The organism is Azospirillum sp. TSO22-1, from assembly GCF_003116015.1.
Taxonomy (GTDB): domain Bacteria; phylum Pseudomonadota; class Alphaproteobacteria; order Azospirillales; family Azospirillaceae; genus Azospirillum.
The window spans coordinates 1-11,957 of sequence record NZ_LGQZ01000101.1 but is presented as its reverse complement, the minus strand read 5'-3'; the positions used below and the strand labels follow the sequence as shown (position 1 = coordinate 11,957).

Sequence of the window (11,957 nt, the reverse complement as noted above, 5' to 3'; positions counted from 1 at the left end):
GAAGCTTAAGGAGGAGGAAACCACCATGATCGCAAAGCGCACCTTCCTGCTGGGCGCCGCCGCGGCGGCGCTGCTCGCCGCCGCCCCGCCGGTGTACGCCCAGGACGCCGTCAAGATCGGCCTGATCCTGCCGATGACCGGCCCGTTCGCCTCGACCGGCCGGCAGATCGAGGCCGCCGTGAAGCTCTACCAGGCGCAGAACGGCGCCACGGTGGCCGGCAAGAAGGTGGAGGTGATCGTCAAGGACGACACCGGCACCCCCGACATCACCAAGCGCCTGGCGCAGGAACTGGTGGTCAACGACAAGGTCTCCTTCCTCGCCGGCTTCGGCCTGACGCCGCTGGCGCTCGCTGCCACGCAGATCGCCACGCAGGGCAAGGTGCCGGAGGTCGTCATGGCCGCCGCCACCTCCACCATCACCGAGGCGTCGCCCTACGTGGTGCGCACCAGCATGACGCTGCCGCAGGTGACCACGCCGGTCGCCGACTGGGCCGCCAAGAACGGCGTCAAGAAGGCGATGACCATGGTCGCCGACTACGGCCCGGGCATCGACGCCGAGAAGGCGTTCACCGAAACGCTGACCAAACAGGGCGGCACGGTGGAGAGCCTGCGCGTGCCGCTGCGCAACCCGGACTTCGCGCCGTTCCTGCAGCGCGTCGCCGACGCCAAGCCGGACGCGCTGTTCGTCTTCGTGCCGGCGGGCATCGGCTCGATCTTCATGAAGCAGTTCGTCGAGCGCGGCCTGGACAAGTCCGGCGTCAAGCTGATCGGCAGCGGCGACATGACCGACGACGACCTGCTGAACGACATGGGCGACGTGGCGCTGGGCGCGGTGACGTCCTTCCACTACTCGGCCGCGCACCCCTCGGCGGAGAACAAGGCGTTCGTCGACAGCTTCAAGAAGATGCACAGCATGCGGCCGAACTTCATGGCGGTCGCCGGCTATGACGGCATGCACCTGATCTACGAGGCGCTGAAGAAGACCAACGGCGCCACCGGCGGCGACGCGCTGGTCGCGGCGATGAAGGGCATGAGCTGGACCAGCCCGCGCGGCCCGATCAGCATCGATCCGCAGACCCGCGACATCATCCAGAACGTCTACATCCGCAAGGTCGAGCGCATGGACGGCGAACTCTACAACGTCGAGTTCGACACCGTCCCGAACGTCAAGGACCCGGTCAAGGCGGCCAAGAAGTAAGGGCTGGTCAGAGCCCCTCTCCCTTTACAGGAGAGGGGCGCCGGCCCAACGCCGCGCCTTCTCTCGCCGTCATCCCCGCGTAGGCGGGGATCCAGACTAAGCCGCGTCAGCGGCGGCATGAGTCATATGGCTCGCGGACGCGAGCACTGGATCCCCGCCTGCGCGGGGATGACGGCCTGAAGAACGGACGCGACGCTTGGAAGGAATTGGAGTTCCCCGATGCTGACCCTGCTGTTCGACGGCATCGCCTACGGCATGCTTCTGTTCATCCTCTCCTGCGGCCTGTCGGTGACGCTGGGGCTGATGAACTTCGTGAACCTCGCCCACGGCGCCTTCGCCATGGCCGGCGGCTACGCCACCATCGTGCTGATGAGCCGGTTCGACGTGCCCTTCGTGGCGACGCTGCCGCTGGCCTTCCTGTTCACCGCCGCGCTCGGCCTGGTGCTGGAGCGCACGCTGTACCGCCATCTCTACGGCAAGAGCCACCTGGACCAGGTGCTGTTCTCCATCGGCCTGGTCTTCGTCGCCGTGGCGTCCGTGGACTACCTCATGGGCTCGCAGCAGCAGATCATCAAGCTGCCGGCGGCGCTGCAGGGGCGGGTGGAGATCCTGGGCGTCAACATCGGCCTCTACCGCTCGTTCATCATCGCCATCTGCACGGTCCTGGTGGTCGTGCTGCAGCTCATCCTGTCGAAGACCCGCTTCGGCAGCCGGCTGCGCGCCGCGGTGGACGACCGGCGGGTGGCGCAGGGGCTGGGCATCAACGTCAACGTCATCTTCGCCGCCACCTTCGCGGTGGGCTCCGGCCTCGCCGGGCTGGGGGGCGCGCTGGGGGCGGAGATCCTCGGCCTCGACCCGGTGTTCCCACTGAAGTTCATGATCTACTTCCTGATCGTCGTCACCGTCGGCGGCACGACCACCCTGACCGGGCCGTTCGTTGCCTCGCTGGTCCTCGGCGTCGCCGACGTCGCCGGCAAGTACTACGTGCCCGCCGCCGGCGCCTTCGTGATCTACACGCTGATGATCGTCTTCCTGCTCGTACGCCCGCAGGGCCTTTTTGCGAGAGCGCGCTGATGACCGCCACCGAGGAGACCGCCATGACCATCGGTCTGGCCGCCGAGCCGGCATCCGCCGGGCACCACCCGGCCCCCGCCACCGCCGCGCGCGTCGTCGCCGCGCTGAAGCGCCGCCGCCGCTGGCGCCCGCTGGAGGCGGTGTTCTGGGCCGCCACCCTGGCCTCCGTCCTGCTGCTGCCGTCCAAGCACCTGATCCTCAACGAGATCGCCATCCTCGGCCTGTTCGCGCTGTCGCTCGACCTGATCCTCGGCTTCGCCGGGGTGATCTCGCTGGGCCACGCCGCCTTCTTCGGCGTCGGCGCCTACTGCGCCGGGCTGGTCGCCACGCACGGCATCACCGAGCCGCTGGCCGGCCTCGCCGCGGCGGCCGCGTTGACCGCCCTGCTGGGCTGGGCCACCAGCTACCTCGTGCTGCGCGGCACCGACCTGACGCGGCTGATGGTGACCATGGGCATCGCGCTGATCCTGGGCGAGCTGGCCAACCAGATGGCCTGGCTGACCGGCGGCGCCGACGGATTGCAGGGCATCATGATGGGGCCGGTGGCCGGCTGGTTCGAGTTCGACCTGTTCGGCACCACCGCCTACGCCTACAGCCTGAGCGTTCTGTTCGTTCTGTTCCTGGCGGCGCGGCGCATCACCAATTCGCCCTTCGGGCTGTCGCTGCTGTCGATCCGCGACAACCCGCTGCGCGCCGCCGCGGTCGGCGTGCCGGTCAACGGGCGGCTGGTGCAGGTCTACACCCTGGCGGCGGCCTACGCCGGCGTCGCCGGGGCGCTGCTGGCGCAGACCACGCAGTTCGTCTCGGTCGATGTGCTGGAGTTCCACCGCTCCGCCGACGTGATGCTGATCCTGATCATCGGCGGCACCGGCTATCTGTACGGCGGGCTGGTCGGCGCGGTGCTGTTCAAGCTGCTGCAGGACATGCTGGCCGGCTTCACGCCGCAGTACTGGCACTTCTGGATCGGCATCTTCCTGATCGCGCTGGTGCTGGTCGGGCGCGAGCGGATGGTCGGCGGCGTCGCCGCGGCCGTGCGCCGGCTGGCACGGAGGACCTGAGCCATGGCCGTCGCCCTCGAAACCCGCAACCTGCAGCGCGAGTTCGGCGCGCTGCGCGCCACCGACAACGTCTCATTCCGCCTGGAGCGCGGCGCCCGCCACGCCCTGATCGGCCCGAACGGCGCCGGCAAGACCACCTTCATCAACCTGCTGACCGGCGTGCTGACGCCGACCGCGGGCAGCATCTACCTGGACGGCGTCGACATCACCCGCACCAAGCGCGAGCAGCGCGTGCACAAGGGGCTGGCCCGCACCTTCCAGATCAACCAGCTGTTCGCCGCTCTGACGCCCTTGGAGACCATCGGGCTGGCGGTGTCGGAGCGCATGGGCGGCGGGCGCGACTGGTGGCGCCCCACCGGCAGCAAGCGCGAGATCGTCGACGAGGTGGTGGAGATCGCCGAGCGCTTCCACCTCGTGGACGAGCTGGAGCTGAAGACCTCGACGCTGGCCTACGGCAAGCAGCGCCTCTTGGAGATCGCCGTGGCCTTCGCCTGCCGGCCGCGCGTCCTGTTGCTGGACGAGCCGGCGGCCGGCGTGCCGGAGGGCGACCGGCACGAGATCCTGGCGGCGGTGGCCTCGCTGCCGCGCGACGTCTCGGTGCTGCTGATCGAGCACGACATGGACCTGGTGTTCAGCTTCGCCGAGCGCATCTCGGTGCTGGTCAACGGCGCCCTGTTCAAGGAGGGCTCGGTGGACGAGATCGCCGCCGACCCCGAGGTCAAGGCGGTCTATCTGGGCGAGGGCGACGATGACTGACACGCTGGTTCTCGACCGCATCACCGCCGGCTACGGCGAGGCGGTGGTGGTCAACGGGGTCTCGCTGACGCTGAAGGCGGGCGAGGCGCTGGCGCTGCTCGGCCGCAACGGGGTGGGCAAGACGACGCTGCTCAACGCCATCGTCGGCACGACGCGCCGCTTCGGCGGCACGATCAGCGTGGACGGCCGCGACGTGACCGCGCTCCGCCCCGACCAGCGCGCCCACGCCGGCATCGGCTGGGTGCCGCAGGAGCGCAACATCTTCAAGTCGCTGACGGTGGAGGAGAACCTCACCGCCGTGGCCCGGCCGGGGCCGTGGGACGTGACGCGCGTCTACGCCATGTTCCCGCGCCTGCGCGAGCGGAAGAACAACCTGGGCAACCAGCTGTCCGGCGGCGAGCAGCAGATGCTGGCGGTCGGCCGCGCGCTGGTGCTGAACCCCAGGGTGCTGCTGCTGGACGAGCCGACCGAGGGGCTGGCGCCGATCATCGTCGAGGAGCTGCTGCAGGCGCTGAACCGCATCTTCCGCGAGGACGCCATCGCCACCATCGTGGTCGAGCAGCACGCCCGCAAGATCCTGAAGGTGACCGACAAGGCGATCATCCTCGACCGCGGCGCCATCGTCTACGAGGGCACCAGCGCGGCGTTGCGCGAAGACGGCTCGGCGCTGGAGCAACACCTGGGTGTCGGGCAGAAGACGGCGGCGCGGGCGCACGGATAAAGCCCAGTGAAGCCCCTCCCCCCTTGCGGGGGAGGGGTTGGGGAGAGGGGGCGCGGGCAAAGCCCGCAAGTCACGCTCGCCACCCTCTCCCCAACCCCTCTCCCGTCGAGGGAGAGGGGCTTTGGAAGCCTCAGAACTGCGTGCCGCGCACGTTGCCGCGGGCGTTCGCCTCGTGCTTCTGCTCCGCTGACAGCATGGCCTCCAGGCGGGTGCGCATCGTCTGCACCACCGTGTCGTAGTCCGCCTTGCGGTTGTCCTTGAAGGCGTCCGCCGCCTTGCGCAGGATCGCGTCGAAGTTCGGCAGCGGCAGGATCCGCTTCAGCGAGTCCGGGAAGTCCTGCTTCAGCTGGCCATAGAAGCGTTCCATCATCTCGATGGAATTGAAGGACTCCAGGAACAGCTTGATCTTGCCGTCGGAGAAGTGCTCCAGGTTGTCCATGATGACCTGCAGCGCGTCGGCGTGCTTGCGCAGCAGATCGATGTGGTTGGAGTGGTTGTTGAGCGCCGGCCAAGTGTCGATGCCCTTGGCGTTCAGCATGTCGCTGAGGAAGGCGACCCAGTTGTCCCGCTCCTTGACGTCCTCGGCGTCCTCGCTGAACAGCTGCATCAGCAACGGCTCGACCGCGCACATGTCCTCGAAGCAGTCACCGGACGACATGGCGTCGCGCGGCAGCGAGTCCTTGGGGTTCTTGACGCAGAACTCCTCCGCCCGCGCCTGGGCGGAGCGGACGACGTGGATCATCGCCGACAGCGTCTCCTTCGAGGCGTCGTTGACGAAGGCGATCTGCTTGGGCGTCCTCAGGTGGCGCAACTGCCCGCCGATCAGCGAGGCCTTGCCGGGGATCTCCCGCGCCCGCTTGACGATGGCGATGTTCTCCGGCTGCGTGAACTTGTCGGCGAAGGTGAAGACCGCCGCGCAGGGGTGGTCCTGAGCGAAGGGGAAGCTCTTCGCCTGCGGCTCCTCGCGCTTGAGGATGCACTGTTCCAGGTAGCGCAGCAGCTTCTGCCGGTCGTCGTTCGACAGCGTGTCGAGCAGCGGCTCGATCACCGACAGGCGCACCACCCAGGACGGCACGCCGTACGCGGCGCTCTGGCCCAGCCAGCTCGGGTGCGGCTCGCACGTGGCGTCGCCGGGCACGCGCAGGCGGATGTCGAACAGTGTCTGCAGGCCAACGTAGCGGGTGTCCGGCTCCGCCGCCAGCGACCATTCCCTCGGCAGCTTGAGGAGGAGTTCGACCTCGTGCCGCTTGGCCTCGGTCAGCTGGTGCTTGGAATCGAGGTAGCTGAACAGCGCCGCGACGATCTGCTCGCGGATGCCGTGGCGCAGCTTGTCGTAGTCGATGGGCAGGTCGCCCTGCCCGGCCGGCTGCGCCCGCACGTCCTCCATGAGGAAGCCGAGGCTCTTCTCCAGCAGGCTGGGTTTCTTGGTCTTCTTCGGGGCGGCTGCGGAGGGCGCGGCGCGCGGGAACAGAAGGCCTTCGGACATTGAGTCTCTCGGACGCGCGACCGGAAAAGCGAACGGCGGTGCGACCCAGGATACCCGGACGCGTCATATTCAGGAAGGAGTATTCAGCAGCGGCAGGAGCATCGCGCATGGCGCCCGGCGCTGCGCTGGCGGGCGAGACGTGCGGCCGGCGTCGCCGGTTGCTATCGTGATGGACTCGCACGGCATCCGGGAGACGTGGGGATGAGCGCCAAGGGCAAGGATCGGGGCCGGGGCTTCCGGTCGATCTACCGGCACGGCATGGCGCGGGTCGCCGCGTGCACCGTCACCTGCACGCTGGCCGACCCGATGGCCAACGCGCAGGCGGTGCTGGACAGCGCGCGGCAATGCCACGACCAGGCGGTGGCGATGGCGCTGTACCCGGAGCTGGCGCTGTCCGGCTACGCCATCGACGACCTGTTCTTGCAGGACTGCCTGCTCGACGCGGTGGAGGCCGCCGTGGCGCGGCTGGTCGAGGAATCGCAGGCCCTGATGCCGCTGATCCTGGTGGGGGCGCCGCTGCGCCACGCCGGGCGCGTCTACAACACGGCGGTGGCGGTGCACCGCGGCCGGCTGCTGGGCGTCGTGCCCAAGGTGCACCTGCCCAACTACCGCGAGTTCTACGAGCACCGCCACTTCGCCTCCGGCGCCGGGACGGAGGGGGCGAGCGTCACCGTCGCCGGGCACGAGGCGCCGTTCGGCCCCGACCTGCTGTTCACGGCCGAAGACCTGGACGGGCTGACCGTCCACGCCGAGATCTGCGAGGACCTCTGGGTCGCCGTGCCGCCGAGCGCCGAGGCCGCGCTGGCCGGGGCGACGGTGCTGGCCAACCTGTCGGCCAGCAACATCACCATCGGCAAGGCGGAGACCCGCCGCCTGCTGTGCAAGTCGCAGTCGGCGCGCTGCCTCGCCGCCTACCTCTACTCCTCGGCCGGCGCCGGCGAGTCCACAACCGACCTCGCCTGGGACGGCCAGACCTCGATCTTCGAGAACGGCGAGACGCTGGCCGAGACCGGCCGCTTCCCGCAGGGGCCCCAGATGGCGGTGGCCGACATCGACCTCGACCTGCTGCGCCAGGAACGGCAGCGCATGGGCAGCTTCGACGACAACCGGCGCGTCCACGGCGCCGCGACCGGCCGCTTCCGGCGGGTCGGGTTCCGCGTCGATCCGCCGGCCGGCGACGTCGGGCTGCGCCGCACGGTGGCGCGCTTCCCCTTCGTGCCGGCGGTGCGCGAGCGGCTGGAACTGGACTGTTACGAGGCCTACAACATCCAGGTCGCGGGGCTGGTGCAGCGGCTGCGCGCCACCGGCATCGGGCGGGTGGTGATCGGCGTGTCGGGCGGGCTGGATTCCACGCACGCCCTGATCGTCGCCGCCCGCGCCTTCGACCTGCTGGAGCGGCCGCGCACCGACATCCTGGCCTACACGCTGCCCGGCTTCGGCACCAGCGACAAGACCAGGGGGAACGCGCTGCGGCTGATGCGCTCGCTCGGCGTGTCGCACCACGAACTCGACATCCGGCCGGCCGCCAACCAGATGCTGAAGGACCTCGGCCACCCCTTCGCGCGCGGCGAGCCGGTCTACGACGTCACCTTCGAGAACGTGCAGGCCGGCCTGCGCACCGACTACCTGTTCCGCCTCGCCAACCACCATGACGGCATCGTGATCGGCACCGGCGATCTGTCGGAGCTGGCGCTGGGCTGGTGCACCTACGGCGTCGGCGACCAGATGGCGCACTACAACGTCAACGCCGGGGTGCCGAAGACGCTGATCCAGCACCTGATCCGCTGGGTGATCGGCGCCCGCCTGTTCAGCACGGACGCGCTGGCCACCCTGGACGCCATCCTGAAGACCGAGATCTCGCCCGAGCTGGTCCCCGCCGACAGCGAGAAGGCGATGCAGAGTTCGGAATCGGTGGTCGGCCCGTACGACCTGCAGGACTTCACGCTGTTCTACACGCTGCGCTACGGCTTCCGGCCGTCGAAGATCGCCTTCCTGGCGCTGCACGCCTGGGGCGACGCCGAGCGCGGCGACTGGCCGGCCGGCTACCCCGCGGAGAAGCGCCGGGCCTTCACGCTCGCGGAGATCCGCGGCTGGATGCGCGTGTTCATCCGGCGCTTCTTCGGCTTCAGCCAGTTCAAGCGCTCGGCCATGCCGAACGGGCCGAAGGTGACGGCCGGCGGTTCACTGTCGCCGCGCGGCGACTGGCGGGCACCCTCGGACGGCAACGCCCGCGTCTGGCTGGAGGAGTTGGAGAGCGCGGTGCCAGAGGAGTAGGCCGGGGTATCCCTTGCCAAGCGCCGGCCGTCCCCCATACTCCGGCGGGACGGCAAGGGAGCCCCGGCATGCGCGCAGCGATTCTGACCTTCGACGGCTTCAACGAACTCGACTCCTTCATCGCCTCGGCGCTCATCAACCGGGTGACGCGGCCGGGCTGGTCGGCCGCGATCACCTGCCCCACCCCGGTGGTCACCTCGATGAACGGCGTGCGCGTCGAGCGGCAGCAGCCGCTGTCCTTCGCCGCCGAGGCGGACATCGTGCTGGTCGGCAGCGGCGTGAAGACCCGCGACGTCGTCGGCGACGCCGCGATCCTGGAGCAGCTGCGCCTCGATCCCGGCCGCCAGCTGATCGGCGCGCAGTGCAGCGGCGCCCTCATCCTGTCGGCGTTGGGGCTGCTGGACGGCGTGCCGGCGTGCACCGACACGGTGACCAAGCCGTGGGCGGTCGAGGCCGGCATCACCGTGCTGGAGCAGCCGTTCCATGCCGTCGGCAACGTCGCCACCGCCGGCGGCTGCCTGGCGTCGCACTATCTGGCCGGCTGGGCCATCGCCCGCGGCGCCGGCCGCGCCGAGGCGGAAGCGATCCTGCACTACGTGGCGCCGGTCGGGGAAAAGGACGCGTACCTGGCGCGCGCCATGGCGGCGATCGGACCCTACCTCGGCGCCCCCGCCGCGTCCGCGGCCTGAACCCCGCTCAGGCGTGGAACAGCAGCGTAATGGCGCTGCGCGTCCCGCGCCGTTCGGACTTCACGCTGTCGGCGACGCGGCGGATCATGAACTTGGCGAGGTGGCGCTCGCCGTCCTCGCTCTCGAAGACCTCCTCCTCGGACAGCTGGATGTCGTTCAGCGCGAGGTGCTCGCCCTCGTAGCCGACGGTCACCGCGAAGCTGAATTCGTCGAACCGGGTGTTGATGGCGATCGGGCGGGCGCCGTCGGGCTGCGGCTGCACCATGCCGCGGGCGACCAGCATCTCGATCACCTCGTGTGCGCCGAAGCGGGCGCGGTAGACCACCTCCGGTCCGGCGCCCCACAACTGGCCCTGCGCCGTCATGAACGCGTCCAGGCGGTCGTGGTCGAGCGCCGCCCCGTCGATGGTGAAGCGGCTGCGCTTGTGGATGCCGATGCGGAACAGCGCGTTCAGCAGGATCGCCAGGCTGACCGACACCGTCATCGGCGAGCCGACCCAGGGCTCCAGCCAGGGAGGCGCGTCGCGGAAGTACTCGGGGTCGAACAGCCGGGCCAGCCCGAAGGTCAGTGAGATGCCCAGCATGAACACCTTGCGCGGGTCGAGCAGGCGCGACGCCATCACCTGCATGCCGTTGACCACCAGGAAGCAGCCGCTGAACAGCAGCGCCGCGCCGATGACCGGGTCGGGCATGATCAGCAGCGCCATCGACAGCTTCGGCGACAGCGACAGCAGAAGCAGCAGCGCCGCGATGCCGAAGCCGATGACCCGGCAGGTCGCGCCGGTCGCCACCGACAGCCCGACGGCGCCGGAGGTGGACGACTGGCCGACACCGCCGATCAGCCCGGCCATCAGGTTGGCCAGCCCGTCGGCCAGCAGGCCGCGACCGATGTTGGCGATGTCCGGCCGTTTCCACTCCGCGTCGTTGGCCTTCTGCGCCGCGGTCACCGCGCCCACCGTGTTCAGCGACATGGCGAGCCCGGCGATGAGGAACGGGATCAGCAGCCCGGCGTCGAAGGCGATGCCGAAGGAGCCCAGACGCGGCAGCGCGAACAGCGGCGCCGCCTCCAGGCTGGCAAGCGCGGTGTGTGGAAACTGCTCCAGCGGCAGCGACACGGCGTAGCCGATCCCGATGCCGATCAGAGGGCAGAACAGCCGTAGCCGCGACCCACCCCACACGTTGAGGCCGACGATGGTCGCCAGCGTCAGGACCGCGACGGCGAGGTGCGGCCCGCGCAGCGCCGCCGCGACCTGCACGCCAAGGAAGCTGCGCTCCGCCAGCACCATCACCGAGATGCCGACGATGAAGACGACGAAGCCGGCGATCTCCGCCGGGAACAGTGGGCGCAGGCGGCGGATCGTCTGCGACAGCGCGATAACGGTCAGCGCCGTCACCGTGCTCATGCCGAACAGCAGCGGCAGGCCCCCCTGAGCGATGGCGAGGCCGGCCGGCGGCAACAGAATGGTGGTGGTCGTCGTCGGCACCAGAAAGCCGGAGCCGATGCCGCGCCGACCGAGCACCTGGAGGACCGCGCCGACTCCGCCGGCGATCATGGTCAGGCTGACCAGCCGGCCGCCTGCCTCGGCGTCCAGCCCGGCCATGCGGGCGACGGTCACCGCGATCACCAGGTAGATGGCGATCAGCGCCAGATGCTGGAGCGACAGCAGGAGGATCACCGGAACCGGCGGAACGTCGCCGACTCCGTAAATCAGTTCGGTGGGCCGTTTCACCATGTCCAGGGATCGACGTTGCGGACGGACGGGCGCGCGGAGCAGCGCCCGGTCGCACTGTCGCAGATCGTTCGTGTTCGCAAAACCAACCGTTCCAGGCTATGCCGGATGGCGGCTGCCGCGGAACCCCGGGCGGGCGACCGGGGTTTTCATCCTGGCAACGGTGGGGATCCCGATGAACGACGACACCTTCAACATGAACGTGCGCAAGTTCCTCAAAGTGGTCGGCGTGACCTCGCAGCGCGAGATCGAGCACGCCGTTGGCAATGCGCTGGCCGCCGGCCGGCTGAAGGGGAACGAGAGGCTGCAGGCCCGCGTGGTGCTGACCATCGACGGCCTCGACCTGTCGCACGAGGTGAAGGGCGAGATCGCGCTGGAGTGACGGCGCGCGCCGCCTTGACGGTCCGGCCGATGCGCGCCATTGTGCGTGCGGGCCGGAGGTGTGTTTTGTCCGACAAGAACAAGCTGTACAGCGTTTCCGAATTGGCCAAGGAGTTCTCCTTGACGCCGCAGGCGCTGCGCTTCTACGAGGAAAAGGGGTTGCTCACCCCGCAGCGCGCGGGTACGGCGCGCGTCTTCGATTACCGGGATAGGGCGCGCCTTCTGCTTATCCTGAAGTTCCGCCGACTGGGATTCTCGTTGGAGGAAATCCGGGAATACTTGGCGCACTACCGCCCCGCGGAGCCCAACGCCGAGCAGTACCGCGACGGCCTGGCGAAGATCCGCCGCCGCATCGACGCGCTGGAGCAGATGCGCGTCGAGGTGGACGAGGCGCTGACCGAGCTGCGCGCCATGGAGGAGGACGCCGAAGGCCGCCTCCAGGCCTGCGAGCGCGGCGCGTCCGACTGAGTCACGCCGCCGAGGCAGCCGGCGCCGCGCGCCGGCTGCCGCGCCGCAATCCGGGCATGAGGAGGGAGATGAGGGCGGGGATCATGACGATGGCGCCGAGCATGTTCCACAGGAACATGAAGG

General features: G+C 69.5%; 11 protein-coding genes. 9 read left to right on the top strand and 2 right to left on the bottom strand.

Going from position 1 to position 11,957, the window contains the following annotated elements:
* The first annotated feature begins 25 nt into the window (after nucleotides 1-25).
* The 5 genes from TSO221_RS24215 to TSO221_RS24195 all read left to right on the top strand — a co-directional run bounded on the left by TSO221_RS24215 (nucleotide 26) and on the right by TSO221_RS24195 (nucleotide 4,807).
* Nucleotides 26-1,198, top strand: coding sequence for an ABC transporter substrate-binding protein (locus TSO221_RS24215; protein ID WP_109121084.1), 1,173 nt, complete (start codon nucleotides 26-28; stop codon nucleotides 1,196-1,198).
* A 219-nt stretch (nucleotides 1,199-1,417) separates the two neighbouring features.
* Nucleotides 1,418-2,272 carry a branched-chain amino acid ABC transporter permease gene (locus TSO221_RS24210; RefSeq protein WP_109121083.1) on the top strand — a complete coding sequence of 285 codons (855 nt, stop codon included), beginning with the start codon at nucleotides 1,418-1,420 and terminating at the stop codon, nucleotides 2,270-2,272.
* Entirely contained in the window at nucleotides 2,272-3,330 is a 1,059-nt protein-coding gene (locus TSO221_RS24205; RefSeq protein ID WP_199229604.1) for a branched-chain amino acid ABC transporter permease, read from the top strand. The genes TSO221_RS24210 and TSO221_RS24205 overlap by 1 nt, the downstream gene beginning before the upstream one ends.
* A gap of 3 nt (nucleotides 3,331-3,333) precedes the next feature.
* Nucleotides 3,334-4,086, top strand: coding sequence for an ABC transporter ATP-binding protein (locus TSO221_RS24200; RefSeq protein ID WP_109121082.1), 753 nt, complete (start codon nucleotides 3,334-3,336; stop codon nucleotides 4,084-4,086).
* Nucleotides 4,079-4,807: an ABC transporter ATP-binding protein gene (locus TSO221_RS24195; protein WP_109121081.1), complete on the top strand. Its 729-nt coding sequence runs from the start codon at nucleotides 4,079-4,081 to the stop codon at nucleotides 4,805-4,807. Before TSO221_RS24200 ends, TSO221_RS24195 begins: the two co-directional genes overlap by 8 nt.
* 130 nt (nucleotides 4,808-4,937) lie before the next feature.
* Here the strand turns inward: TSO221_RS24195 and TSO221_RS24190 are convergent, their stop codons facing one another.
* Nucleotides 4,938-6,293 (bottom strand): hypothetical protein, encoded by a 1,356-nt coding sequence (locus TSO221_RS24190; RefSeq protein WP_109121080.1) that lies wholly within the window; start codon nucleotides 6,291-6,293, stop codon nucleotides 4,938-4,940.
* Nucleotides 6,294-6,494: 201 nt separating this feature from the next.
* Between TSO221_RS24190 and TSO221_RS24185 the strand changes: the two genes are divergently transcribed.
* Together TSO221_RS24185 and TSO221_RS24180 are read left to right on the top strand one after the other, a co-directional pair.
* Nucleotides 6,495-8,567, top strand: coding sequence for an NAD(+) synthase (locus TSO221_RS24185; protein ID WP_109121079.1), 2,073 nt, complete (start codon nucleotides 6,495-6,497; stop codon nucleotides 8,565-8,567).
* A gap of 68 nt (nucleotides 8,568-8,635) precedes the next feature.
* Nucleotides 8,636-9,256: a DJ-1/PfpI family protein gene (locus TSO221_RS24180; RefSeq protein ID WP_109121078.1), complete on the top strand. Its 621-nt coding sequence runs from the start codon at nucleotides 8,636-8,638 to the stop codon at nucleotides 9,254-9,256.
* A 7-nt stretch (nucleotides 9,257-9,263) separates the two neighbouring features.
* Here TSO221_RS24180 and TSO221_RS24175 read toward each other — a convergent pair whose 3' ends face one another.
* Nucleotides 9,264-10,988, bottom strand: a complete 1,725-nt coding sequence (locus TSO221_RS24175; protein WP_109121077.1) for a solute carrier family 23 protein — start codon at nucleotides 10,986-10,988, stop codon at nucleotides 9,264-9,266.
* 172 nt (nucleotides 10,989-11,160) lie between these two features.
* On the opposite strand from TSO221_RS24175, the gene TSO221_RS24170 reads away from it, so the two are divergent.
* On the top strand, nucleotides 11,161-11,367 hold the full coding sequence (locus tag TSO221_RS24170) for a DUF6494 family protein (protein ID WP_109121076.1): 207 nt from the start codon (nucleotides 11,161-11,163) through the stop codon (nucleotides 11,365-11,367).
* 65 nt (nucleotides 11,368-11,432) lie between these two features.
* Nucleotides 11,433-11,834: a MerR family DNA-binding transcriptional regulator gene (locus tag TSO221_RS24165; RefSeq protein ID WP_247878220.1), complete on the top strand. Its 402-nt coding sequence runs from the start codon at nucleotides 11,433-11,435 to the stop codon at nucleotides 11,832-11,834.
* Nucleotides 11,835-11,957 lie beyond the last annotated feature (123 nt).

What these genes read in the sequence shown, in the direction of transcription:
- TSO221_RS24215 (WP_109121084.1), top strand. Translation starts at nt 26, where the DNA reads ATGATCGCAAAGCGCACCTTCCTGCTGGGCGCCGCCGCGGCGGCGCTG.
- TSO221_RS24210 (WP_109121083.1), top strand. Translation starts at nt 1,418, where the DNA reads ATGCTGACCCTGCTGTTCGACGGCATCGCCTACGGCATGCTTCTGTTC.
- TSO221_RS24205 (WP_199229604.1), top strand. Translation starts at nt 2,272, where the DNA reads ATGACCGCCACCGAGGAGACCGCCATGACCATCGGTCTGGCCGCCGAG.
- TSO221_RS24200 (WP_109121082.1), top strand. Translation starts at nt 3,334, where the DNA reads ATGGCCGTCGCCCTCGAAACCCGCAACCTGCAGCGCGAGTTCGGCGCG.
- TSO221_RS24195 (WP_109121081.1), top strand. Translation starts at nt 4,079, where the DNA reads ATGACTGACACGCTGGTTCTCGACCGCATCACCGCCGGCTACGGCGAG.
- TSO221_RS24190 (WP_109121080.1), bottom strand. Translation starts at nt 6,293, where the DNA reads ATGTCCGAAGGCCTTCTGTTCCCGCGCGCCGCGCCCTCCGCAGCCGCC.
- TSO221_RS24185 (WP_109121079.1), top strand. Translation starts at nt 6,495, where the DNA reads ATGAGCGCCAAGGGCAAGGATCGGGGCCGGGGCTTCCGGTCGATCTAC.
- TSO221_RS24180 (WP_109121078.1), top strand. Translation starts at nt 8,636, where the DNA reads ATGCGCGCAGCGATTCTGACCTTCGACGGCTTCAACGAACTCGACTCC.
- TSO221_RS24175 (WP_109121077.1), bottom strand. Translation starts at nt 10,988, where the DNA reads ATGGTGAAACGGCCCACCGAACTGATTTACGGAGTCGGCGACGTTCCG.
- TSO221_RS24170 (WP_109121076.1), top strand. Translation starts at nt 11,161, where the DNA reads ATGAACGACGACACCTTCAACATGAACGTGCGCAAGTTCCTCAAAGTG.